20 protein-coding genes are annotated in these 23,458 nt (G+C 71.4%); 5 read left to right on the forward strand and 15 right to left on the reverse strand.

Translation table 11 applies throughout. The features are described from left to right. Complete coding sequence (locus QQX04_RS03650; protein ID WP_301126365.1) at window positions 1-825, forward strand: inositol monophosphatase family protein; 825 nt, start codon at window positions 1-3, stop codon at window positions 823-825. A 63-nt stretch (window positions 826-888) separates the two neighbouring features. Here the strand turns inward: QQX04_RS03650 and QQX04_RS03655 are convergent, their stop codons facing one another. From QQX04_RS03655 to QQX04_RS03690, 8 genes are all read right to left on the reverse strand, one after another. Beyond that, a complete protein-coding gene (locus QQX04_RS03655; protein ID WP_301126367.1) occupies window positions 889-3,033 on the reverse strand; it encodes a leucine-rich repeat domain-containing protein in 2,145 nt (714 codons plus the stop codon). A gap of 222 nt (window positions 3,034-3,255) precedes the next feature. Next, window positions 3,256-3,951: a hypothetical protein gene (locus QQX04_RS03660; RefSeq protein WP_301126368.1), complete on the reverse strand. Its 696-nt coding sequence runs from the start codon at window positions 3,949-3,951 to the stop codon at window positions 3,256-3,258. Between the two features lie 305 nt (window positions 3,952-4,256). After that, window positions 4,257-5,330 carry an anaerobic ribonucleoside-triphosphate reductase activating protein gene (locus QQX04_RS03665; protein WP_301126370.1) on the reverse strand — a complete coding sequence of 358 codons (1,074 nt, stop codon included), beginning with the start codon at window positions 5,328-5,330 and terminating at the stop codon, window positions 4,257-4,259. A 143-nt stretch (window positions 5,331-5,473) separates the two neighbouring features. Continuing rightward, the gene (locus QQX04_RS03670) at window positions 5,474-5,824 is read right to left on the reverse strand and encodes an iron chaperone (protein ID WP_301126372.1); all 351 of its coding nucleotides are present in this window, start codon (window positions 5,822-5,824) and stop codon (window positions 5,474-5,476) included. Window positions 5,825-5,881: 57 nt separating this feature from the next. After that, window positions 5,882-7,414: a DUF7059 domain-containing protein gene (locus QQX04_RS03675; protein WP_301126941.1), complete on the reverse strand. Its 1,533-nt coding sequence runs from the start codon at window positions 7,412-7,414 to the stop codon at window positions 5,882-5,884. Between the two features lie 228 nt (window positions 7,415-7,642). Continuing rightward, window positions 7,643-9,097, reverse strand: coding sequence for a M20/M25/M40 family metallo-hydrolase (locus QQX04_RS03680; RefSeq protein ID WP_301126373.1), 1,455 nt, complete (start codon window positions 9,095-9,097; stop codon window positions 7,643-7,645). Continuing rightward, complete coding sequence (locus QQX04_RS03685; protein ID WP_301126376.1) at window positions 9,094-10,659, reverse strand: MFS transporter; 1,566 nt, start codon at window positions 10,657-10,659, stop codon at window positions 9,094-9,096. The genes QQX04_RS03680 and QQX04_RS03685 overlap by 4 nt, the downstream gene beginning before the upstream one ends. A gap of 248 nt (window positions 10,660-10,907) precedes the next feature. Beyond that, window positions 10,908-13,199 (reverse strand): sodium-translocating pyrophosphatase, encoded by a 2,292-nt coding sequence (locus QQX04_RS03690; RefSeq protein ID WP_301126378.1) that lies wholly within the window; start codon window positions 13,197-13,199, stop codon window positions 10,908-10,910. A 176-nt stretch (window positions 13,200-13,375) separates the two neighbouring features. On the opposite strand from QQX04_RS03690, the gene QQX04_RS03695 reads away from it, so the two are divergent. Together QQX04_RS03695 and QQX04_RS03700 are read left to right on the forward strand one after the other, a co-directional pair. Next, window positions 13,376-13,921, forward strand: a complete 546-nt coding sequence (locus QQX04_RS03695; RefSeq protein ID WP_301126383.1) for a SigE family RNA polymerase sigma factor — start codon at window positions 13,376-13,378, stop codon at window positions 13,919-13,921. 2 nt (window positions 13,922-13,923) lie between these two features. Further along, a complete protein-coding gene (locus QQX04_RS03700; protein WP_301126384.1) occupies window positions 13,924-15,762 on the forward strand; it encodes a hypothetical protein in 1,839 nt (612 codons plus the stop codon). A 25-nt stretch (window positions 15,763-15,787) separates the two neighbouring features. Here QQX04_RS03700 and QQX04_RS03705 read toward each other — a convergent pair whose 3' ends face one another. Further along, on the reverse strand, window positions 15,788-17,116 hold the full coding sequence (locus tag QQX04_RS03705; protein WP_301126386.1) for an ion channel protein: 1,329 nt from the start codon (window positions 17,114-17,116) through the stop codon (window positions 15,788-15,790). Window positions 17,117-17,253: 137 nt separating this feature from the next. On the opposite strand from QQX04_RS03705, the gene QQX04_RS03710 reads away from it, so the two are divergent. Further along, window positions 17,254-18,018 carry a hypothetical protein gene (locus QQX04_RS03710; RefSeq protein WP_301126390.1) on the forward strand — a complete coding sequence of 255 codons (765 nt, stop codon included), beginning with the start codon at window positions 17,254-17,256 and terminating at the stop codon, window positions 18,016-18,018. A gap of 61 nt (window positions 18,019-18,079) precedes the next feature. On the opposite strand, the gene QQX04_RS03715 is transcribed toward QQX04_RS03710, so the two are convergent. From QQX04_RS03715 to QQX04_RS03725, 3 genes are all read right to left on the reverse strand, one after another. Next, a complete protein-coding gene (locus tag QQX04_RS03715) occupies window positions 18,080-18,391 on the reverse strand; it encodes a hypothetical protein (RefSeq protein ID WP_301126393.1) in 312 nt (103 codons plus the stop codon). Between the two features lie 71 nt (window positions 18,392-18,462). Beyond that, on the reverse strand, window positions 18,463-18,795 hold the full coding sequence (locus tag QQX04_RS03720; RefSeq protein WP_301126396.1) for a pilus assembly protein TadE: 333 nt from the start codon (window positions 18,793-18,795) through the stop codon (window positions 18,463-18,465). Continuing rightward, window positions 18,792-19,046, reverse strand: coding sequence for a DUF4244 domain-containing protein (locus QQX04_RS03725; protein WP_301126397.1), 255 nt, complete (start codon window positions 19,044-19,046; stop codon window positions 18,792-18,794). The genes QQX04_RS03720 and QQX04_RS03725 overlap by 4 nt, the downstream gene beginning before the upstream one ends. 177 nt (window positions 19,047-19,223) lie before the next feature. On the opposite strand from QQX04_RS03725, the gene QQX04_RS03730 reads away from it, so the two are divergent. Continuing rightward, on the forward strand, window positions 19,224-19,730 hold the full coding sequence (locus QQX04_RS03730; protein WP_301126399.1) for a cupredoxin domain-containing protein: 507 nt from the start codon (window positions 19,224-19,226) through the stop codon (window positions 19,728-19,730). 9 nt (window positions 19,731-19,739) lie between these two features. Here the strand turns inward: QQX04_RS03730 and QQX04_RS03735 are convergent, their stop codons facing one another. The 3 genes from QQX04_RS03735 to QQX04_RS03745 are packed head-to-tail and all read right to left on the reverse strand — an operon-like array spanning window position 19,740 to window position 23,447. After that, the gene (locus QQX04_RS03735) at window positions 19,740-20,801 is read right to left on the reverse strand and encodes an ABC transporter ATP-binding protein (RefSeq protein WP_301126402.1); all 1,062 of its coding nucleotides are present in this window, start codon (window positions 20,799-20,801) and stop codon (window positions 19,740-19,742) included. Beyond that, the gene (locus tag QQX04_RS03740) at window positions 20,798-22,384 is read right to left on the reverse strand and encodes an ABC transporter permease (protein ID WP_301126404.1); all 1,587 of its coding nucleotides are present in this window, start codon (window positions 22,382-22,384) and stop codon (window positions 20,798-20,800) included. Before QQX04_RS03740 ends, QQX04_RS03735 begins: the two co-directional genes overlap by 4 nt. A gap of 10 nt (window positions 22,385-22,394) precedes the next feature. Continuing rightward, window positions 22,395-23,447, reverse strand: a complete 1,053-nt coding sequence (locus QQX04_RS03745; RefSeq protein ID WP_301126406.1) for an iron ABC transporter substrate-binding protein — start codon at window positions 23,445-23,447, stop codon at window positions 22,395-22,397. Window positions 23,448-23,458: the final 11 nt, after the last annotated feature.

Below are 23,458 nucleotides of genomic sequence, written 5' to 3' on the forward strand. Positions count from 1 at the left end.
GTGAGCCTTCCTCCCGACACCATCACCCCGCAGCTGTCCGAGGCCGTGCTGGCCGCCATGAACGCCGCCACCGAGGCCGAGGTCATGCCCCGCTGGCGTGCCCTCGAGAGCCACGAGATCCGCACCAAGTCCTCCGAGTGGGACCTGGTGACCGACGCCGACGAGGCCGCCGAGCGTCACATCACGGCCGCCCTGCGCGAGCTGGTGGACGTTCCCGTGGTCGGCGAGGAGGCGACCGCACAGGACGGCTCGCTGCTCGACCTCGTGGACGGCGAGGGTGCGGTCTGGGTCGTGGACCCTGTGGACGGCACCAGGAACTTCGTGGCGGGGTCTGAGGCCTTCGGCTGCATGGTCGCGCTCATCGACGACGGTCGCACCGTCGCCTCATGGATCACCTACCCGGCCGTCGGCCGTGAGATCCACGCAGCCAAGGGCGTCGGGACGTTCCTCGACGGCGAGCGCCTGCTCGCGTCGGCACCGGCCGACCCTGCCGCGCTCCGAGGGGCGGTCTCCGCGAAGTTCCACGACGGCGACCGCGACGCCCTGCTCGCCGCCGCCGAGTCGATGGGACCCGCACAGCCGATCCGCTACTGCGCCGCCTGGGACTACCTCGACGTCGTCACCGGGGCGACGGACTATGTCGCGTTCACCCGCACGCTTCCCTGGGACCACGCCCCCGGTGCGCTGATCTGTCAGGAGGCCGGCCTCGCCTCGGCTCGGCCGTCAGGCCTCGAGTACCTGCCCGGCGGCGATGTGAACGCAGGCATCCTCACCGCGCACCCGTCCGTGTGGGAGCGGGTCGCCGCCACCCTGCGCACGGCCTGACGCGGCGTCCGAGAGGGGGGAGCCCCCGCCCATCCCCTCCCGGACACCACACTCGGTTGGCCGCTAGGACGTGATCCTGCGCGCCCACATGAGGGCACCGCCCACGCCCAGCAGGGCCATAGCGAGCAGCGCCATCGCGTAGTGCTCGCCACCGGTCGACGCGAGCACGCCAGTGCCACCGGCGCCTGCGCCCGCCGGGACCGGGCGCTCGTCACCTGCGGCAGCGACGCCCTCGTCGGGCGCGTCCTCGCCGCCGGAGCCTGCGGCCTCCTCACCGCCGCCCTGGCCCTCGCCGCCAGCGCCGCCGCCGTTCTCGCCTCCCGGCGCGGCGTCAGGCGCCGCCAGCACCGTGATCGGCTGCCAGCCGGCCAGCTCACCGAACACCGAGTAGACGGCGACCTTGTGCTCGCCAGGCGTGACATCGGCCGGGATCTGCACCGTGAGCGAGGTCTCCGTGAAGTCCAGGATCTGCAGTTCGACCGGCTCCGAGAAGAGGAGCACGTCGATCTGGGTGTCGGGGTCAACAGTGGGATCAGGGTCGGGAGTCGGCTCGGGGTCGGCCGACGGAGGGATCAGATCCGGCTCGGGTTCGCCCGTGCCGCCAGGCGCAGGCGTGCGCGTCGACGCCGGGGTCGGGTCCTCGGTGCCGCCCTCGCCGCCGAGCGACCTCGTCGCCGTCGGCTCGAGCGGGGTCGGCGGCTCCGGAGTCAGCGTGAGCGTGCCACCCGCGACGACGGTCGGCGGCACGACGAAGCCGCCCTGCGCCTCCTCGACCAGGTCGTCCTCGCTCGGGATGTAGTCGCCGGGAACCTTGAACTCGAGCACGGGGGTGAAGACGGTGTCCGCAGTCACGGCGTGCGGCAGCGCAGGGCTCCAGCCGACGAACACCTGGTCGAACGGCACGAACACGTTGAGCGTGACGTCCTCCTCGGTGATGATCGTGCCCTCCTTCACATGCGGCAACGCCGGCGCGATCGACAGGACCTCCTGCTGGAAGTCCACCGTGTAGAGGCAGCGAGTCGGCAGCGTCGCGCCTCCGACCTTGAGCTCGCGCACGTCGCCATCGCAGTCGAAGCCGAAGGCCCCGTCGTGGAAGAACGCGGTGGGCCGCGCGCCAGGCTGGCCGACGCCCTGGAAGATGTTGCCCGCGAACGTGGCAGACGCCTGGGTCGAGTGGAACTCGATGGACTCAAGGCTCGGCGAGTTGAGGAAGGTGAACTTCGGGAACGCAGACGGGTCCCCTTCGATCAGCAGCGTGCGCAGCGCGGCGATGTTGCCGAACGCGGTGTCTCCTGCGTCCGTGACGCTGGCCGGGACCACCAGGTCGACGATCGCCGTCCTCGAGAATGCGAGACCACCCACCTCGGACACCTGTCCCAGGTCGACGGACGAGAGCGACGTCGCATTCTCGAAGGCTCGTCCGCCGATCGAGGTCACCGTCGACGGAAGCACCAGCGAGGTGAGGGCGTCCGAGGCGGCGAACGCTCCCCCGCCGATCCGCTCGAGGCCCTCGTGCAGCGTGAGGGTCGCGAGAGCGTCCGCGTCGCGGAAGGCGTTGTTGCCGATCCGGGTGACGGATGCCGGGACGTCGAGCGAGGTGAACGCGTCGGCCCCCGACATCGTGTCGCCGTCGCCGACGATCGTCACGGGCAGGCCCGACACCTGCGAGGGGATCACCACGTCGGTGCAGCCGCGGACGTCGTCGATCGTCACCTGAGCCTCGCCGGGGTACAGCACGTCGAACGTGCAGCCGTTCACCTCCACCGTCCCCGGGTCCTCGCTGAGCGGAGACTTCTCCACGCCCGCAGTGGTCACGCTCGGACTCACGGCCGGCTCAGCGAGGTCGGCCTCGGGGTCGGCGGACGCCGAGGGGGCCACGGGCTCACCCTCGGGCGCGAGCTCCTTGCTCGCGAGGGCGGCAGGCTCCGCCGACGGCGCCTCGCCCGGCATCTCGGATGACGCCTCAGCAGGCTCCTCGGGCGCCTCGGAGTAGGCGGGGTCCGCCTCCTCCGTCGGCGCACCTGCCGGGGCTGTGACCTCCTCGACCGGCGGCTCGGCGGACACCGACACGGACGGCGACGCAGCAGAGCCGTCGGCGGGCTCACTCGGAACGGCGCCTGCGACGGCGGTGGACAGGACCACGAGCGTCGCGGTGGCCGCGGCGACGGCGAGCGCGGTCGTGGAGCGTGGACGGGGCAGGGGACGCACGGAGGACTCCTCAGGCTGATGGAAGCCCCGTCGGCCGACAGGGCACAGACCTGGGAAGTTACGGGGACTCGAGGCCTTCGACCAGGGTTTGAGACGGTTCCTCAGGCCCTCCTCAGGAATCCCTCAGCCACGCGGACGATCCGGGACGAATCAGACACGCCAGAGACGAAGAAGGAGGGGCCCCGGCGAACCGGGACCCCTCCTGGAGAGAGTCGCTGACGCTTACGCGTTGACCAGCTCCTTGTCGTCGGCGGCGACGGTGGCGGCCGACTCCTTCTTGAGGCCCGAGGCGAACCACACGGCGGCGGCGCCGAGGGCGATGAACACCAGGCCGAGGCCACCGATGAAGGCCGAGATGCCGGTGCCGAGCTGCAGGGTCGAGGCGGTCACGGAGCCGACGCCGAGCTCACCGAAGAGGGCGTGCGCGGTGGGGTTCCAGGCCTGGGCACGAGCCGGGCCCTCGAGCGGGTGCATGCGGTCGAAGTCGGCCCAGTAGCGACCGTCGGTCTCGACCTCGTAGGTGCCGGCCTCGAAGACCTCACCGTTGTACTCGACGTCCTCCTCGAGGACCACGGTGGTGGTGCCGTGCAGCGTGTGGTAGCCGACGAGCGCCATCTGGTACATGTACTCGCTGCCGGTGTTCACGAGCGGGTCGTTGGGGTCGAGCTCCGAGTAGTTGACGTTGTAGCCCCAGTCGTTCTCGAGCAGGTCGAGGATGCCCTCGGCGCCCTCGACGGTGCCGCGGTCGATGAGCACGCCGTCCTCGTTGTAGGACAGCTGCACGTTCTGGGCCTCCGAGAACTTCTGGAGGGAGTTGGCGCCTGCGGCGACCTGGGAGTAGGCGAACAGACCTGCTGCGACGAAGGCTGCGCCGACCAGAGCGAGGAACGCTCCGAGGATGTTGAGCTTCTTGACCATGGGGATCAGTGGTTCCTTCCGGGGGGTTTCGGATCTTGCTTGTGACACCCACGGTTCCAGCCGGTTGACACGTCCCCTAGGGACCTTCTTCCCGACGCCCGGGCCTAAACCCGGGACCTTCGCACCAAGTTTTTCCGCCGTCGGGACCGACGTCCTGGACGTGTCACCAAAGCGTGTGGGCAACGCGTCACCCAGGGACATCGGCGCAGCGGCCGCACTGAGGACATGAAGAAGCCCCCGTCCGCCATGGACGGGGGCTTCCGACACCCAGGCACCCCGATGCCGACCACCGGGCGCCTGGAGTCTCAGCGGCGCACGAGCTCGGGAAGATCCCCTGGCTCAAGCACGTCCGCGAGGCAGCGGTCGCCGACAGCCTCGGCATACGCCGGGCTCGTGCCCGCGAGCTGCACCTCCTGCAGCACGGGCGCTCGGCCCGTGCGACGCTCGATCTCCGCCACCGTGTCGAGGATGTCCTGGCGCGAATGCGTGAGCGGATCCACCGTCAACCGCACCTCGTACTCCACGCCCGAATCGCGCACGATCTCGAGCGACTGGTACGCGCGTCGACCCGCGACTCCCGTCCGGGTGATGTCCGAGTACCCCTCCGGGGTCCCCTTGATGTCCAGCGCCACCCAGTCGCAATGCTGGAGCGCGAGCTCCAGGCGCCCCGGGAACGCGCCAGCGGTCTGCAGGCCCACCTCGTAGCCCATCTCCTTGGCCAGGCGCATCGCCTCCGAAAGCGCGCCCTGGCGCGTCGGCTCCCCTCCCGAGAAGACGACGGCCTGCGTGTGTCCACGCCGTGCCCGCAGCTCCCGCTCCACATCCTCCCACTCGACGGCGCCGCCCTTGCGGGAGTCCTGCAGGTCCGTGCCGAAGCAGTACGTGCAGCGCCATGGGCAGCCCTGGAGGAGCACGGTCGACGCAAGCCGACCCGGCCAGTCCTCCAGGTTCGGAGCGCTCAGCGCCGCGATCGCCAGGAACTTGGGATCGAAGCCCTCACCGAAGCCCTGCCGGGCCGCATCTGCGGAGCTCGCGCGCCGGCGATCCGGGCTCGGCACCTCGACCACGACGTCCTGAGCCGCACCCACCTCCTCGCGCGCCTTCGCGCAGACCTCCTCGAAGGTCAGCTCGCCCGTGGGCAACGGCGCCTTCCACCCCTCAGTGAACACCGGGCGGTGCAGGGGGCGCTCGCGAAGCACCTCGTCGGCGTCGGAGCTCGCGACGGGCTCATCGGAGCAGCATGCGTCGCCGCCGTGCCCCATTCCCCGGCCCTTGCCCCGACCTCGACCCTCGCCACGGCACTCGCCGTCACCCTTGCCGCGGCCGCCGCAGCACTCGTCATCGGTCGTATCGGTGAGGTTCAGCGGATCGAGCGCCATGATGCGGAACTCCTGGGGATGAGCGTCGAGGACGCAGGGCGGGACGCCTCGCAGCGGGCGCCGCAAGACCCGTCGAGCGCCGTGAGGCCGCTCGGCTCCCTCATTCTCGGTCGGTGACGAGCCACCGACCTGGGCATCAGGGCCTAGGCCAGCTCCGCGAGTCTCGCCTCCACCACCGTCGCGATCAGCGCGCGTGGAGGCGCCTCCCCGAGGGGGATCTGAACGGCCCCCTTCGACCACCTGAACCCGTCGAGCACCGTCGCGTCGAGCGATCCCAGCACCGTGCCCGAGTGCGGAAAGAACGTGACGTGCGCCTTCGCAGCGGAGAACCCTGCAGCCAGCTTCCCGCCGACCCTGTACGCGGGCGCGCCGTAGCTGAGACACGGCTCGGCGTCCGGAAGCAGCTCCTCCAGGAGCGCGCGCAACTCGGCCATGGTGCTGCGATGCTCACCGTCATAGCCGGACAGGTACTCGTCGATCTCCTGGGCTGTCACGCTGCCAGCGTATGGCCGCCCCTGCGGCCGTGCACGGCACGTGCGCAGCGCGCACCCTCAGTCCGAGGACATCGGCAGCAGGAAGCCATCCACGACCAGGCCCCGCACGGCGTCGGCCAGGCCCGATGCCATGGCCGCCGTCGGGACATCGAGCAGGGCCGCGAGCGCCGCCGAGATCTGGCCGGCCGTCAGCTCCCCGTCACAGGTCGAGACGAAGCCCGCGAGCGCGGTGTCCGCGCGCACCGCCCGCCCGAGCCCGCCGCCCTGACGGATCAGGATGTGCTCGGGATCGTGCTCCGTCGCGCGGCCGTACGTCTCCTTCGTCACGTCCGACGCGACCACGTAGCGCTCGGCGAGCAGCGCGTCATCCGTGAGACCTGCCTGCCAGTCGTGCGCGTCGAGTGCGGCCGCCAGGTGCGCGCCCAAGGGGCCGGAGACGGCCCCTTCGTGCTCCTCAAGCCTGCGCAGCGTCGGCGTTCCCGACACAGGGCGCCGCAGCGTCACCACCCCGAAGCCGATCGACTCGACCCCACGCGCATCGAAGTCCGCCAGGTACGCCTCGTACGCGGCGCGGAAACCTGCGCGGTCCCGCTCCGGGGTCACGCCGGCATCACGCAGCCACGTCTCCGCGTACTCGGCAGCGTCGAGCAGGTCGCGCTGGATCACCCACGCGTCCAGCGGGACCTCGGACGCGTCGAGCCACTCCTCGAGACGCTGCTCCCAGGTCATGCCCGCGCGGATCTCCCAGTTCCCCAGATGCTGCGCCACGCCACCCGGAGCGAGCACGGTGCCGACCTCACGGATCAGTCCGCCCACCAGGCCATCGCCGCCGACCCCGCCGTCGCGATACTCGAAGCTCGGCGCCCCCGGCGGAGTGATGACGAACGGCGGGTTCGAGACCACCAGATCGAACTGCTCACCCGCGACAGGCTCAAGCATCGACCCCTCGCGCAGCTCCCACGCGGCGGGCGGCGCGTTCAGCGTGCGGTTGAAGGCCGCGAAGCTCAGCGCGCGGCGCGAGATGTCGGTCGCGACCACCTCGCGCGCGTGCGTCGACGCGTGCAGCGCCTGGATCCCGCAGCCCGTTCCCAGGTCCAGCACGCGGCCCACGGGACGACGCATCGTCGCGCCGGCCAGCGTCGTCGAGGCGCCGCCGAGGCCGAGCACGTGGTCGTCCGCCAGGCGCGCGCCCGTGACAGCCTCGCCCAGATCCGACGCGAGCCACCAGTCGACCGTCGACTCGCCGTCCGCGCCGGCGGCGGCTGTCGGGCGGAGGTCGACGCGTGCGCGCACGGAATCGGCGTCGCCCGCGCCCGCCGCCTCCACCAGGCCCGACGCGATCGCCCGCTCCACGCCGAAGCCGGCCAACGCGTCGGCCACCTGAGACCGCGGGACCTCGTCGCCGAGCGTGAAGAGCCTGCTGAGGATGCCGATCGGGTCTCCGCCAAGCCGCCTTGCCTCGCGCTGCGCAGGCACCGTCTGCTCTCGACCGAGGGCACGCATCGCGCGATCCCCCAGCGCCTCGGTCACGGTGTCGACGGTCCAGCCTGCGAGGGCGGCCCGGAGCGCATCGGCGTCCGACTCGGACAGGGTGACAGGGGTGCTGCGTTCGCCACTGCGGGGGGTGTTCCCGTCAGCGCGGCGGGGGGTGCTGGGGTCGGTGCTGCTCACTCCGGCGAGCCTACCTTCGGCCCCTGCGCCCGACACTGCGAACCAATCTCGGGGCCGACACGCCGCACACCCGCCCGCCCGTGGACCTTCTCTCGGTGTGGCGCGGTTCAGCGTGGTTCGCACTGTCCGAGCAGCACTCCCCGCGCCTCAGATCCCGGTCAGCAACGCCCTGTAGAACGCGACGCCGCGACCGAGCGACTCGACCTCGACCTTCTCGTTCGGCCCATGCACGGCGGTCCGCTGCGCAGAGTTCATCCTGAGCGGCGCGAACCGGTAGGTGGCCGGCGCGATCGACGCGACATGCCGGGCGTCGGAGGCCGCGAGCATCACATACGGAAGCGTCACAGCGTCCGGGTACGACGCGGCGACGGCGCCCTTGAGGAGCTCCCACCGCGGGTCGGTACCGCTGGGCGAGACGGGCGACGGCTCGTAGGACTCGAGGATCTCGATCGTCACTCGCTTGTCGCGCACGGTGCGGCGGATGTGCTTCACCGCCTTCGCGACGGAGCTGCCGACCGCGATGCGCATGTTGAGGATCGCCGAGGCCGACGTGGCGAGCACGTTATGCCCTGGGCTTCCCTGGAGCTGGGTGATCGCGGTCGTGGTGCGGACCATCGCGGCCATCTCCGGGCTGATGCCCGGCAGGGCCTTGGTGAGCACTGCCTTCAGCGACCCGGCCCGGCTCAGGATGCCCCCCAGGCGCCCCTTCACGTGGGGCCCGACGGTCTCGAACATCTCGACCGACACGTCGTTCATGGACGACGGATGCGGGTGCCTCTCGATGCGGTCGAGCGCCCGCGCGAGGATGCCGGGCGCCGACTCCTTGGGCGGCGTCGAGGCATGGCCGCCGGTCGATTCGACCGTGAGGCGGACCGTCGCGATGCCCTTCTCGGAGACGCCGATCACCGCGGCCTCCGAGTCGAGCCCAGGGAAGGCGCCGAGCGTGACGGCCCCGCCCTCGTCGAGCACGAGCCACGGCTTCACGCCACGTTCCTTGAGCAGCGCGGTCGCCTCGATCGCGCACGAGCCGTACGACTCCTCGTCGGCGCCCATCAGCAGCAGCAGGTCCTGCGGAGGGGTCCACCCCTCGGCGAGCAGCGACTCGACGGCGTCCAGCAGGACGACGAGCGCACCCTTGTCGTCGAGCGTGCCGCGCCCGTAGACCCAGCCGTCCTCGATGACGCCATCGAACGGCGGATGCTCCCAGCCTTCGGCCTTCCAGTCCTCGGGGATCGGGACGACGTCCTGGTGGGCCATGAGCACGACGGGACGGTCCGACGCGACGCCCGGGATCCGGATCAGCAGGCCCGCACGACCGACGATCTCGGGATCGTGGTCGAGCACGCGCGGGTAGAGCTCGGTGAGGGCCTCGTGGAAGCGCGCGAAGACCGCGGCCTGCTCAGGAGTCAGGTCGCCTTCGGTGCCCGGCGTGACGGTCGGGATGCGCACGAGCGCCGCGAGGCGCTCGGCAGTGGCGGCGGCGTCGGCCGGGCTCGCCACCCCGTCGGCCGGGTTCCACGCACCCGCGGACGGCACGTCCCTGACGTCGGGGCCCCTGTCCTCATAGCCGGGACCCGAGCCGAGCACGTCGTCTGCGCTCATCGTTCATCCTCCTGTGCGATGTCAGGGGACTGCGGTGCGGGGGCTTCCGGGGGCCGGGGTCGACGCTGGGTCTCGGAGACCACGACGTCGGGCCCGATGGCTTCGAGCGCGAGCGCGTCGGAGCCCTCCCCCAGGCCCTCGGCGTCGGGGTCGGCCGACGTGAACGCCACCTTGGGCACGGTGAGGAGAGCGCCGACGGCGATGATCGCGGTGACGCCGCAGATGGCCCACACGGTCTGGTAGCCGGAGAGTGAGGCCGCGGTGGTCGTCTCGGAGTCCACGCCGGACGCGAGCGCGAGCGCGAAGATCGCCGACGCGAACGCACCTCCGAGCGTCTTGGTCGTGTTCGTCAGGCCCGTGGCGACGCCGGTCTGATGCGGGGGCGCCGCGGCCGCCGCCGTGGCGGGCAGAGCGGCGACGAGCGCGCCCGAACCGAGACCGGCCACGATCATCAGGGACGCCACGATCAGCACCCCGCCATGGAAGGGCACGAGCAGCAGGTAGCCGGCACCCACCAGGCCCGCGGCGGCGATCAGCACCGGGCGCGGCTGGAAGATGCGGGAGATGCGGGCGTAGAGCGCGGCCCCGATCAGCAGCGACAGCACGTACGCGCCGATCAGATAGGAGCGCTCGGCAGACGCGAGGCCCAGTCCGTAGCCGACCTCGTCGGGGTTCGTGCCCGCGAACGTGGACAGCGGCCCCTGCGCGCCCAGCACCGACACCCCGAACAGGGCGGAGGTGAGGATGACGGGCCACAGCGTCGGCCGGGAGATGAGGTGCATGTCGATGACGGGGTCGTCCTTGCGCTTCTCCACCTCGACGAACCACCACAGCAGGGCACCGCCGGCGAGGATCACACCCCACACGAACGGGGTGAAGCCGTTGACGCGGGCCAGTGCGAGACCGCCGGTGATCGCAAGCAGCGCCAGCGAGAGGAGCACGGTGCCGGACGAGTCGATCTTGCCTCCGGCGCGTGTGCCGGGGTCCTCGACCTTGAAGATCACGACGAACAGCGCGATCGTCACCAGGACCGCGGGCACCGACAGGGTCATCCACAGCGGCAGCAGGCCGCCGAGCTGTCCCGCGACGAGCGCGCCACCGATCGCACCCGCCTCGAGCGCGACCACGATCAGGCCGGCACCCTTGCTCGTGAGCTCCGCCGTGTTCGGATGCTTGCGCGCGCGGGCGTGGATGATCGACACGTTCATCGGCAGCCACACCACGTAGAAGCCCTGGATCGCCCACACGAGCGTGAACAGCCAGAACGACGGCGCGAACGCGATCCCCCACGACGCTGCGGCGGTCACGATCAGCGAGCCGATCAGCACCTTGCGGTGGCCGATCATGTCGCCCAGGCGCGCGAGCAGCGGCACGACGATGGCGCTCAGCAGCAGCTGCGCGGCCTCGAACCAGTTGATGTCGGAGTCGTGGATGTCGAGGTTGCGGGCGACGTCGGTCAGCAGGGGCGTGTAGAAGCCCTGGATGACTCCGGACGTCGCCTCGACCACCACGAGGGCGCCGACGACGCCCGCGAGAGGTCCTACGGTGCGAGAACGGGACATACGCGCATCTTGGCACTGCTTCGTTTCGGACGTGTGTCCAACTTTTGAGAACGTCTACCTTCCAGCGCGGCGGTGCGCGGTAGCGCCCGCGACGTGGCCCCGGGTCCCCAGCCCTGCCCCGGCCCTGCCGCCACCCGGCCGCGCGACAGTTCGCACCAATCCCAGCCGCGACACGCCGGGGACACGCCGCATCGGGGCGCGACACGCTGGCGAGTCGGCGCTGAAATGGTTCGAACTGTCGGACACTGCTAGTCCGTCGTCGCCGCCGCCTTGTCCGCCTCGTGCTCCACGTCGCCTGCGTGGGCCCGACGCCCGGCCGCCATCACCGCGACGACGGCGAGCGCGGCCGCGATCAGCGCGATCCCCCATCGCAGCCACGCGTTGGCGCCGTCGCCGAAGCTGAGCGCGACGACTGCGGGCGCGATGAGCAGCGCCACGAGGTTCATGACCTTGATGAGCGGGTTGATCGCGGGGCCCGCCGTGTCCTTGAACGGGTCGCCGATGGTGTCACCGATGACGGTCGCCTCGTGGGCGGGCGAGTACTTGCCGCCATGGTGGCCGTCCTCGACGATCTTCTTGGCGTTGTCCCATGCGCCGCCGGAGTTGGCGAGGAACACCGCCATGAGCACGCCTGTGCCGATCGCCCCGGCGAGGAAGCCTGCGAGCGCGCCTACGCCCAGCCCGAAGCCGACGAAGATGGGCGCCATCGCGGCGAGCAGTCCGGGGGTCGCGAGCTCGCGCAGGGAGTCGCGGGTGCAGATGTCCACGACGCGGCCGTACTCGGGGCGCTGCTGGCCGGTCATGATGCCGGGCATCTCGCGGAACTGGCGGCGGACCTCGAACACGATCGCGGAGGCGGCGCGGGTGACAGCGTCGATCGCGAGCCCGGAGAAGAGGAACACCGTCGCGCCGCCGATGATGACGCCCACGAGCGTCATGGGGCTGATGATCGCGAAGTCGACGGAGTCCATCGCGGCGGCAGCGTCTGCCAAGGCGGTCTCCACGGCGTCGGAGTAGGAGCCGAACAGCGCCGTCGCGGCGAGCACGGCGGTCGCGATGGCGATTCCCTTGGTGATGGCCTTGGTGGTGTTGCCGACGGCGTCCAGGTCGGTGAGGGTCTGCGCGGCCTCCTCGTCGACCTCGCCGGACATCTCGGCGATGCCCTGGGCGTTGTCGCTGACCGGCCCGAAGGTGTCCATCGCGACGATCACGCCGACGGTGGTGAGCAGTCCGCAGCCGGCCAGCGAGACCAGGAAGAGCGCCAGCGGGATCGACGAGCCCGCCACGAAGAACAGGATGACCACCGCGCCCGCGATCACGGTGGCGGTGTACACGGCCGACGTGAGGCCCAGGCCGATGCCGGACAGGACGACGGTCGCGGCGCCGGTGAGCGACGTCCTGGCGACCCTCCGCGTCGGCGTGGCTGCCGTGTCGGTGAAGTAGCCGGTGAGCCACAGGATCAGCCCGGCGAGGCCGATTCCCACGAACACCGCGACAGTGGCCATCAGCCGCGGGTCGCCGTCCAGGTCCGCGAGCCTCGAGCCGGACAGCTCGGCGAACGAGCCCGGCAGGTAGACGTACGCGGCGATCGCGGAGAGGACCGCGCCCACGAGCGCCGAGAGGTAGAAGCCACGGTTGATGGCCTTGAGGCCGGACTCGCCGCGACGGACCTTGGTGACGAAGATGCCGATCGTGGCGACGAGCGCGCCGACCGCGGTGATGATGAGCGGGAAGACCAGCCCGTCCTCACCGAACGCCGCCTTGCCCAGGATCAGCGCGGCCACGAGGGTGACGGCGTAGGACTCGAACAGGTCGGCCGCCATGCCCGCGCAGTCGCCGACGTTGTCGCCCACGTTGTCGGCGATGGTCGCCGCATTGCGGGGGTCATCTTCGGGGATGTGCTGCTCGACCTTGCCGACCAGGTCGGCCCCCACGTCGGCCGCCTTGGTGAAGATGCCGCCGCCCACGCGCATGAACATGGCGAGCAGCGCGGCGCCGAAGCCGAAGCCCTCGAGCACCGCCGGCGCGTTCTCACGGAAGAGGAAGACCACGGCAGCCGCACCTGCGAGGCCCTGACCCACCACGCCCATGCCCACGGCCCCGCCCGTGCGGAACGCGATCCTCGCGCCCTTCGCGCGCCCGTCGGGCTCCGTCGCCGCCGATGCGACCCGCACGTTCGCCCGCACAGCGAGCCACATGCCCATGTAGCCGATCGTCGCCGAGCAGCCCGCGCCCAGCAGGAAGAACAGCGACCGGCCCCACCGGACGCCCGCGTCGCCCGGCAGCAGGAACAGCAACGCGAACACCACTGCCGCGAACACCGCGAGCGTGCGCAGCTGACGGTTGAGATAGGCCGACGCACCCTCCTGCACCGCCCCGGCGATCTCCTGCATCTTCTCCGTGCCCTCGCGCGCCTTCAGCACCTGTTGGCGCAGAGTCCACGAGAGCACGAGTGCGGCGGCGGCGATCAGACCGATCACGACCACGATGACGATGCTTGACGAACCGAGCTCGACGGGCTCGGACACGGCGACGCGCATGACGCCCTCCTGAGGGGACATCCCGCAGGAACTCCGTTGTCACCGCGGGCTCGGTAACCCGACTTTAAGGGACGATAGGTGCAGGTGCACCCGCTGACGCGCGCCCCAACGTTTTTCGCAGGTCGTGCGTCGACATTGCGAGAGCGCCTCATGACAGCCATGCGAGGGGATCGAGGATGAGCGACTGGCGAGCCACGATGGAACAGCTCGTGCGCACACGCGAACGAGCGTTGCTGGGCTACGCCTACCTGGTGTGCGGGGACCCTGTGCAAGCACAGGACCTCGTGCAGGACGCCCTGGTCAAGACGTTCGCCAAGCCCCGCGCGGGCCTGGAGATCGACAAGGCCGAGGCCTACGTCCGACGGGCGATCACCACGGTCTTCATCGATCAGTACCGGCGCGGCCAGCGTTGGCAGAAGGTCCGTCACCTGTTCCAGCCGGAGGAGGTGGGCGGCGACGAGTTCGCCCCCATCGACGCCGGCGCGGAGGTGGCCGACGCTCTGCGGACGCTGCCACCACGGGTACGCGCATGCGTCGTCCTGAGGTACTTCGACGATCTCACCGTGCCTTCCATCGCGAAGGAGCTGGGGATCGCCGACGGGACGGTGAAGCGGTACCTCAGCGACGGTATCGCCCATCTGGAGCAGGCATTGGGGGCTCTCGACGATGCCGACAGGCAGGTCGAGACGACCCTCGTCTCCGATCGCGGTGGAAGGAGCTGATCATGAGGCTTTCGGATTCTCTGCACGGCGCGGCCGACAAGGCGCCCGTGGACGGCATGCAGATCTCTGCGGTCGAGGCGGCACGACGGGTGCAGCGGCGCAGGTCGCTGCGGGCCGGAGGCACGGGCCTGCTGGCGACGGCAGGCGTGGCCCTGCTCGCGGTGGGCGTCGTGGCGCCGAACCTCGGGGGCAGCTCGGGCAGCGACGGCGCCGACATGGCGGCGGGGCTCCCTGAAACGGCGATGGACGACGCGGGCGGCACGATGCTCGCGTCGGGCTTCTGCGGCGGCACCGTGGAGGGGCTGGCGTACGGGGACTCACCCGTGACGCTCGACGCGGCGCTGACCCGCGGGGATGCCGACGTCACCGCCTACGAGCCCGCCGAGATGCTCTCGTGGGAGACGACCACGACGGCCCGCGACGACGTGTCTCTCGGCGCCGGGCGACCGCTCACCTACGCGTACGTGCTGTGGGACGGCGTGGTCGTCGGCAAGTACCCGGGACCCGACGACGTGTTCACCGACGACCTCTTCCTGCTCGACCTCGAGTCAGGTGAGTCGTACACCGACGAGTCCGGGATCGAGCTCGTCAACTGCTGGGACGGCGCCCCGCTGCCGGCCGCCGACTACGAGCTGGTGCTTGCCCAGGAGTTCTGGAGCACCGAGCCGATCGCTGAGCCGACCCTCCCGACGGACCCCGACTCCACCGCAGCGCCGGAGGAGACGGGCGTGCCGGAGCCTGACCTCACCGAGGAGTCGGTGGACCCTGTCGAGCCGACCGTCGAGCCCCTCGACCCCGACAGCGCGGTGAGCAACGACAACGGTGACGCTTCCAGCTCGGGCATGGCCGACAGCGACATGGGCACGTCCACTGACGGAGCGGCGAGCAGCGGACTCGCCGCCGACCAGGGCTTCCGCGTGGTGGCCGAGCCGCTCGCCTTCACCATCGACGGGGACCGGATCGAGGACCCGTTCGCCCAGTACCTCGGCGTCCCTGAGCCCGCACCGGGACCCGTCGAGACCCCCGACGACCTGCTCACGCCCGACACGGCGCGCTCGCTGTACGAGCAGGGCCTCACGGGAGCGTGGGACATGGCGGCAGGCAGCCAGCGCGTGGTGCTCACGAACGACAGCACCCAGACCGACGGCGACCTGTGGTCGCGCCAGTGGTTCGGCTGCAGCTACGAGCCAGGAGTCGACAGCGCCTTCCCGAGCGAGTCGGCGGTGATCGACCTGGTCGACGTGTCCGCGCCGCTGCCCTCGCGCGTCTCGGTGAGCTACGGCTGGATCGTGGACGGCAACCCCGCGATCGACGCCGCCGTGACCAACGTGTCGGACTGGACGCTTCCCTTCTGGGACGGCGGTCAGCCGAACCTGGTGCTGGTCCAGGACGGCCGCGTGGTCGCACAGGCCTACCCGACGAACGCCGACCGGAACGGCGGCATCGTGATGATGGAGGGCGCGGCCGACTCGGCCGAGTCGTCGCTGATCGCACCGGAGTACTTCACCGACGGCTTCATGTCCCCCGGCGAGGCCTACACCGGGACCTACCTGTGGCGCGACGTGAGCACGTGCGACCAGATCGGTTCGCTGGCGGCCGGCACCTACACGGTGCTCGACCAGCGCAGCATCTATGTCGACTCGGGCGCGGGCTACTACGAGTACGACATGCCCGCAGTCGAGGAGGGTGCGGCAGTGGAGGGCTTCGCGAGCGACGGGGAGTCCACCGAGGGCTCGTCGGGAGCCGCCGACGCGATGCCTGTCCCTGATCCTGATGCCAACTACGACTGGGTCGAGCTGACCGTGTGGACGTCGCTCGGCACCGTGACCGTCACGACCTGACCCTCTCCGCAGGCTGAGGCGGGGCTCACCTCTCGGTGGGTCCCGCCTCTGCCGTCGTCGGCTCGTGCGGGTCCAGGTACGACGCGTCGCGCTCGTCGAGGTCGTCAGGCTCGCCTTCCCCGACGATCATCTCTGGGGCGCGCGCGACCAGCAGCCAGACCGGCAGGAGCGCCAGGGTGAGCACCGTGAGGCTGGCCATCGATCCGCCGAACACCGCGGCCATGAACAGTGCGAGCCAGCCGTTGCGGCCGATCGCGAGCACCGCACCGAGCACGCCCGCCGCGACCGCGAGCGCGAGCGGCATGTCCGGCATGAGCGAGTAGCCGAACAGGCCGGCCGCGGAACCGATGAAGACCGCGGGGAAGATGCGGCCGCCTCGGAAGCCGGCAGCGGCGGCGACGACCAGGGCCGCGGTCTTGATGAGCGCCATGCCGAGCAGCTGCCAGGTGCCGTAAGAGTCCATCTCGGCGATCAGCTCGCCGGTCTCGTTCGCTCCCTTGAACAGGGTCAGCGGTCCGCCGATCCAGCCGAGCAGTCCCAGCACCACGCCGCCCACGGTCACGTAGAGCAGAGGGTGGCGAAGCCTGCGGAAGAGGGCGTGCAGGGGCGGCATGGCGATCGACGCGAGAACGCCGAGCACTGCGGCGATCAGCGCGACGGCCGACGCGGTGGCCAGGTCGACGAGGCGCGGGTCCGTGTACTCGGGCAGGTCGAGCGCGAAAGACTGCGCATGCAAGAGCTGCATGGTGATGGTGGCGGCCCCGGCTGCGATCAGGGGGGCGAAGAGCCGGTCCCAGAGCAGGCCGCCGCGCTTCGCGGCGGCGACCAGCTCGGTCAGCAGGAGCGCGGCGGCGACGGGTGTGCCGAACATCGCGCCGAGCATGCCTGCCGCGGCGAGCATGAAGGCGCCCTGCGTGCCGATGCCGGGAGCGATCTTGCCGAGCAGCCACACGGTGAGCGCCACGTCGATCGCGATGATCGGGCTCTCGGGGCCGAGGCTGACGCCGCCTGCGAGCCCGAGGATCAGGACGAGCGCGACCCCGGGAAGGGCGCTGAGCCTGAGGACCGGGGCGAAGAGCTCGACCGTCGCGGAGTCGTGGCCGCCGTGTCCTGGCACCTTCCACAGGGCCAGGCCGACGAGGGCGCCGATGACCGTCATCACCACCAGCGTCCACCAGCCGGCGTGCTCCTGGACGCCCAGGGACGACGGGATCGTCTCCCACAGCGTGTGCTCGAGCGCCTCTGCGACGATGTCGATGCCCGCGAGGAGCAGACCCGACAGCACACCGACCACGAGCGCCGGGATCGAGACGAGGACCAGCTGCTTGAGGCTCGGATGCGATGCGCTGCTCACACCTCGCGAGCCTAGAGCACCCTGCCTGATCAGGCACGAGAGCGCCCTCGCTCTCCGGAGATCACTCCCCGGGCGCCCGCTCCGCGCCGAGCCTACGATGGAGATGAGGGCGCCTCAGGTGCTCTCCGGAGGCGACCATGGCACAGCACGACGATCCTTCCCGCGGCGGGGGCGCTTCGGACGGTCGGGCGCGCTCGCGTTCCACCGCAGTGGCGTGGGTGGTCGCGACCGTGGCCCTGATCGCGCTCGGCATCGTCGCCTGGATCGCATGGGGGCCGGCCACGTCGGACGACGAGCCGGAGCCCAGCCCGTCGGACGCCACCCACACTCCTTCCGTCACGGTGACTGAGACGGTGGAGGCCGACCCGAGCCCGTCGCCGGACCAGACCGTCCCCGGAGGCGCGGGCACACGTGAGGACCCCTACTGGATCGGCATCGACTTCACCTTCGACGGCTCCCTCGTCGATGGCACCGACAGCGTCTTCAACGTCGCCGTCGCGGCAGCCCTGCCCGGCACGGCGACCGAGACAGGGGTCGCATGCTGGGCGGTCTCCGGCACCATGACGCCCCAATCCTGGCCGACGCAGCCCGACGACCCGTCGCGAGAGTCGGTGCCTGAGATCGGCATCTCAGAGGCGACGTTCGAGGGCGCGACCGCGAGCGGCGTCGATGCCGGGGATCGGTGCGACCGCGGCGATCTGTCGGGGTCGGTGGATCTCGGCTCCCCGGAGCTCGAGTCGGTGCCTGCGGACGGCTTCGACTTCGTCGTCATGTTCTTCGCGGAGTACGACCAAGCCGCGCCGGATCCACAGGTGGCGCTCGACTACGTCACGGTGGGCGCGCTGCAACGCCCCGACGGCAGCGACTCGAGCCTCATCTACGTCAAGCCGACGGGGCAGTAGCCCGGAGCCGCACGCCGCTGCCCACTCGGCGTCTGTGCGCCGTGCGCCGAACCTCTGAGGCCTAGCGCGAGAACGCGGGGCCCGCACGGGCGACAGCCGTCCCGACCAGAGCTCCCGAGCCGACCCAAACTGTGACCTGAACGTCCGCGCGATCCTCGGCCGTACAGACCACCACCACCGCGGCGTTGGCCGCGGCAAGATGCGACGCCACGACGCATCCGTCGCCGTCCCGCCGCTCCGCGAACGCGCCCGCCAACGCCGCCGCGTCGGCGATCGCCTGGGCGCGAGTTCCCCGAGCCGACTGCCCCGCCAGCCCCGCCACCGCGACCGCGAGCGCGACGGCGCAGGCGATCAGCCCGACGACGACTGGCACGGCCGAGCCTCGCTCGAGATTCAGGTCCCGCGCCCGGGGCCACCGGCGCAGCCGAACTGCCTGCTCGACCCTCACGGCGCGTCCGTGACGACCACGCTGGCCCGGGCGTCGGGAAGCCAGCCACCCGCCTCGACGACCACGGTGACGATGACCGACGCTCCCGACTCCGCGACGCTCACCGTGGCGCCGTCTCCGACAGCAGACGCGGCGGCCGCGGCAGCTTGTCCGGGCTCGCCCACCAGCACCGCACGCGCCGCCGCTCCAGCGGCCTGCTGTGCCGCGACCTGACGCGCGCCCCACACCCCGGCGCCCGCCACGGCGCCCAGCAGCAGGGCGACGGCGGGCATGGCGGCCGCCAGCTCGACGGCCGCCGACCCGTCGTCGCGAGACGATGGGCGCCTCACCCGCCGAAGGCTCCCCTGATCACTCCGGCGAGAAGCTCACGCACCTCGTCGGAGCGGATGAGGACCGCGAGCACCCCGGCGAACGCCGCGGCGGCGACCGTCACCATCGCGTACTCCACGGTCGCCATGCCGCGGTCGTCCCAGGCGCGAGCTCGCTCTCGCGCCCGCTCTCGTGCGAGCTCCAGCTCGATCCGCTCGCACTCCGACAACTCGCATTCACAGGTGGAAACGTGCTCTGTCTGCTCGGCCATCTGGGCCTCCTCTCCTCGGGCCTTCAGCCTCGCCGAGCAGGGATCGCGAGGGGCACGAGCCTTCGCGATCGGTGGATGAACGGGCCAGAACGCGGGGACTGTGCACGCCCTGGGCGAGCAGGCGACACGCCCCTGACGTACCGTGAAAGTCCGCGCACACGGATCCGGAGGTCCCCGATGAACCGCACCGCGCCCGCGTCCTCACGCACCGTCCTCGCCGCCTCGATCGCCGTCCTCGCGCTGCTGCTCGCCGCATGCACCGGCAGCCCGGACACCACGAGCTCAGGCTCGGGCGACGTGCCGTCAGAGACCGCCACCACCAGCGCGCCGGGCACTGCGACTCCGAGCGGCTCCGACCCGTCCAGCGCGAGCACCGCGTCCACCGCGCCAGCCGAGCCCGACGCCGCCGAATCGGCCGTCGTGGAGGTCTCGGCAGTCGAGTTCACCTACATCGTCTCGACCACCGAGGTTCCCGCGGGCACGGTCGTCTTCGAACTGCGCAACGACGGTGGCGCCGACCACGACCTGGTGCTCGAAGGCGGTCCCGGCGGCGCGACCGCGGTCATCGGGCCTCAGGAGACGGCCACCCTCTCGGTCGACCTTGAGCCCGGCACGTACACGCTCTACTGCTCGATCGGGAACCACCGCGCGCTCGGCATGGAGTTCCAGATCACCGTCTCGTAGGGGCCACGCTCAGGCGGGACGCTCCGCGGCGAAGGCGATGCCAGGCCGTGCGACCCGCACCCTCACCTCGGTGTCGGGGACCACGGGCGAACCGCCGATCACCCGCGCCTCCACGGGGTCTTGAACGCCGGGCAGATCCAAGGTGACCACGGCGTCGTGCCCGAAGTAGGCGACGTTCCTCACCAACGCCACCGTCCCGTCGGACGCGTGATCGGGCCGCTCGAGCACGAGATGCTCCGAGCGCACGGCCACTTCCACGCGATCCCCTGCGTGCGCTGTCTCACCGAGTCCGAGAGTGGCGGGCACCTCGCCCAGCGCGCACGTGACGGCGCCTCCGGTCCAGGTGCCGGGGAGCACCACCGCGCCGCCCACGAACTGCGCGAGCCACCGGGAGTGCGGCGACTCGTAGATCTCGGTGGGCGATCCCACCTGCACCAGTCGGCCTCCGTCGAGCACGGCGACGATGTCGGCCATGGAGAGCGCCTCGTCCTGGTCATGGGTCACGAGCACCGCGGTCGTGCGGGTGCGGCGAAGCACCTGCCGGACCTGCGCCCGCACCTCGGCACGGAGGGAGGCGTCGAGCGCGGAGAAGGGCTCGTCCAGGAGGATCACGTCGGGCTGGGGAGCGAGGGCACGCGCGAGCGCGACCCTGTGACGCTGCCCGCCGGAGAGCTCGCCTGGCATGCGCGAGCCGAGGCCTTCGAGGCCGACCATCGTGAGCAGCTCGTCGGGGCGGCTTCCCGCCCGCTCGGCGCGGGGCAGACCGAAGGCGACGTTCGCTCGCGCATCGAGGTGAGGGAACAGCGCAGCGTCCTGCGGGACCAGGCCGATCCGGCGCCGCTCCGGGGGGACCTCGACGCGCGGACCCGTGAGGACGCGGTCGCCCACGACGATGGCGCCCTCGAGCGGCGAGTGAAGGCCGGCGATGACGCGCATCAACGTGGACTTGCCCGATCCGGAGGGGCCGAGCACGGCGGCCAGCTGGCCCGACGGGACCGTGAACGTGACACCGTGCACGACGGGAGCGCCGTCGTAGGCGGCGACGACCTTGCGCACCTGCAGCTCGCTCACGCGCTCTCCCTCCGTTCACGGACCGTCGCGACGGCTTCGCGGGTCAGCAGCAGCGCTGGTCCCGCCGCGACGGCGACCAGCACCAGCGCGTAGGGCGCCGCCGCACCGTAGGCCGCGGACTCGGTCAGCCGCCACAGGGACGTCGCCAGCGTATCCGTGCCGGTCGGACGCAGCAGGAGGGTGGCGGGCAGCTCCTTCATGGCGGTGAGCGCGACGAGCAGCACGGCCGCGCCGATGCCAGGCCAGGCGATGCGTGCGGTCACACGCGTCCAGACTCCCGCGCGCGTCGATCCGAGCGTCCGCGCCACGTCCTCGAGCCCCGGCTCCACCTGGCCGACGCTGGCCCGCACTGCTCCGACGGCCTTCGGCAGGAACAGGACGCCGTACGCGAACGCCAGCATCCACACCGACTGGTAGAGCGCCGGGACCACGGCGAGTGAGAAGAACACGAGCGAGAGTCCGACCACGATGCCGGGAAGCGCGAGACCGATGTAGCTCGCGGATTCGAGGACCTGGCTGAGGTGCGACCGGAACCGGGCCGCGAGCAGACCGATGGGGAGGGCGAGCGCGAGCGCCACCGCCGCTCCGCCCGCGGAGAGCGTCACGGTGGACAGCGCGTCCGAGGCGAGGTCCGCGGCCCCGACGGTCGTGGCGGTGTCGGCGCGACCGGTGAAGTACCTCAGGAGCGTCGCCATGGGGACGACGACGGCGGCGACCGGGGCGACCGACAGCACGACGGGAGCGGCCCACGTCCACCGACCCAGCGCCACCGGGGTTCGCGCCGCGCGGGCCGTGACCGCGGAGCCCTGCTCGGACTCCCTGCCTCGCAGCCGGCGTTCCGCCCACACGAGCGCGATGCCCATCGCGGCGAGGACGGTCGAGAGCGCGGCGGCGAGGGTGCGGTCGAACTGGCTCGTGTAGGCGGAGTGGACCGCCCACGTGAACACCTCGAAGCGCATGAGCGCCACCGCGCCGAAGTCGCTGAGCACGTACAGCGCGACGAGCAGCACGCCCGCGAGCGTCGCGGGTCGGATCTGCGGCCACGTCGTCTCGAGGAAGGCACGCGCACGCGATCGCCCGAGGGTCCGGGCGACATCCTCGTGCGACGGGTTCGCCATCCTGAGGGCCGCGAGTGCCGGCAGCGTCACCAGCGGCACGTTGCACACGGTCAGCACCAGGAACGCGCCCCAGAATCCACGCACAGGGCTGAGGGCCACCCACCCGAACGCCGCGACATACGAGGGCACCGCGAGCGGCAGCGTGGAGACCACGGTCCACACACGTCGGCCCGGCAGCCGCGCCTGGCTGAGCACCCACGCCGTCGCGGTGCCGAGCACGAGGCACGCCGCCGCGACCGCGACGGTGAGACCGACGGTGTTCGCGGCGAGCTCGAGCGTGCGGGGACGCATCAACGCGGTGAGCACGGCGTCCGGCTCCGCGCCGAGCACCCGCACCAGCAGGTAGACGAGCGGGATCGAAGCGAGGCCCGCAGCCACGACGGCCGACGCTGTCAGCACGAGCCGCGCGACCGAAGGACGCACGGCCCCCCGGTTCGCGGGCGTGGTGAGCAGGGCGGCGCGCATCGCGGGGCTGCTAGAGCAGGCCGACCTCGGTCAGAAGCGCGGTCGTGTCGCCCAGGGTGTCGAGATCGGAGAGGTCGAGCTCGGAGTTGGTGAGGTCCGCGAGCGCGGGAAGACCCTCGGGAGCGTCGATGCCGGGCGCGAGCGGGTACTCGTAGGTGGCGTCGACGAAGTACTGCTGGCCGTCCTCGGACACCAGGTACTCGAGGAACGCGAGCGCGTCCGCGTCGTCGGCGGCGCCGTCCAACAGGCCGGCGCCGGTCACGTTGACGATCGAGCCCGCATCGCCCGCGGCGGGGAACGACAGCTGGGCGCGCATCCCGTCCTCGCCGAGCTCCGCGAGCGCGCGGTACCAGTAGTAGTGGTTGATGAGGCCGAGCTCGATCTCGCCCGCCTGGACAGCCTCGAGGATCGCGGTGTTCTTGGGGTAGAGCTGGACATCGTTCTCGACCATGCCCTCGAGCCACTCGCGGGCGACGTCCTCACCCTCGAGGACTCGCAGGGCGGTGACGAAGGACTGGAACGAGGCGTTGGTGGGCGCGATGCCGACCTTGCCGTTCCACTCGGGGTCGGTGAGGTCGAGCACCGACGCGGGGACGTCGGCGGCGTCGAGCGCCTCACTGTCGTAGGTGAGGACGCGAGCGCGCCCGGTGACCCCGACCCACGATCCGTCGGTGGATGTGAACCCGGGGTCCACCGCCGTGGTGATGCTCTCGGGGAGCGTCGCGAAGAGGTCCGCCTTGGCGACGGCGCCGAGCGCGCCGGCGTCCTGGGACAGGAACACGTCGGCGGGGCTGGCGGCGCCTTCCTCCTGGAGCAGGGCCGCGAGCTCGGTGGTGCCCGCGTAGCGCACCTCCACCTCGATGCCCGTGTCGGCGGTGAACTGGTCGATGAGGGGCTGGACCAGATCCTCCTCGCGCCCTGAGTAGAGGGTGAGGGTGCCGTCGGAGCTCGCGGACGCGTCCGATCCGGCGGTGGCCGACGGGTCTGAGGTCTCTCCTTGGGCGCAGCCGGCGAGGACGAGCACGGACGTGCAGACTGCTGCGAGGGTGCGGGCGATGGCCATGACTGCGGCTC

Origin of the sequence: Demequina zhanjiangensis (assembly GCF_030418315.1) — a bacterium.
Taxonomy (GTDB): domain Bacteria; phylum Actinomycetota; class Actinomycetes; order Actinomycetales; family Demequinaceae; genus Demequina; species Demequina zhanjiangensis.

Coding starts and splice junctions, on each gene's coding strand:
- QQX04_RS03660 (WP_301126368.1), bottom strand. CDS start 3,951: ATGGTCAAGAAGCTCAACATCCTCGGAGCGTTCCTCGCTCTGGTCGGC.
- QQX04_RS03665 (WP_301126370.1), bottom strand. CDS start 5,330: ATGGCGCTCGATCCGCTGAACCTCACCGATACGACCGATGACGAGTGC.
- QQX04_RS03680 (WP_301126373.1), bottom strand. CDS start 9,097: ATGAGCGCAGACGACGTGCTCGGCTCGGGTCCCGGCTATGAGGACAGG.
- QQX04_RS03685 (WP_301126376.1), bottom strand. CDS start 10,659: ATGTCCCGTTCTCGCACCGTAGGACCTCTCGCGGGCGTCGTCGGCGCC.
- QQX04_RS03690 (WP_301126378.1), bottom strand. CDS start 13,199: ATGCGCGTCGCCGTGTCCGAGCCCGTCGAGCTCGGTTCGTCAAGCATC.
- QQX04_RS03695 (WP_301126383.1), top strand. CDS start 13,376: ATGAGCGACTGGCGAGCCACGATGGAACAGCTCGTGCGCACACGCGAA.
- QQX04_RS03700 (WP_301126384.1), top strand. CDS start 13,924: ATGAGGCTTTCGGATTCTCTGCACGGCGCGGCCGACAAGGCGCCCGTG.
- QQX04_RS03710 (WP_301126390.1), top strand. CDS start 17,254: ATGGCACAGCACGACGATCCTTCCCGCGGCGGGGGCGCTTCGGACGGT.
- QQX04_RS03725 (WP_301126397.1), bottom strand. CDS start 19,046: ATGGCCGAGCAGACAGAGCACGTTTCCACCTGTGAATGCGAGTTGTCG.
- QQX04_RS03730 (WP_301126399.1), top strand. CDS start 19,224: ATGAACCGCACCGCGCCCGCGTCCTCACGCACCGTCCTCGCCGCCTCG.
- QQX04_RS03740 (WP_301126404.1), bottom strand. CDS start 22,384: ATGCGCGCCGCCCTGCTCACCACGCCCGCGAACCGGGGGGCCGTGCGT.
- QQX04_RS03745 (WP_301126406.1), bottom strand. CDS start 23,447: ATGGCCATCGCCCGCACCCTCGCAGCAGTCTGCACGTCCGTGCTCGTC.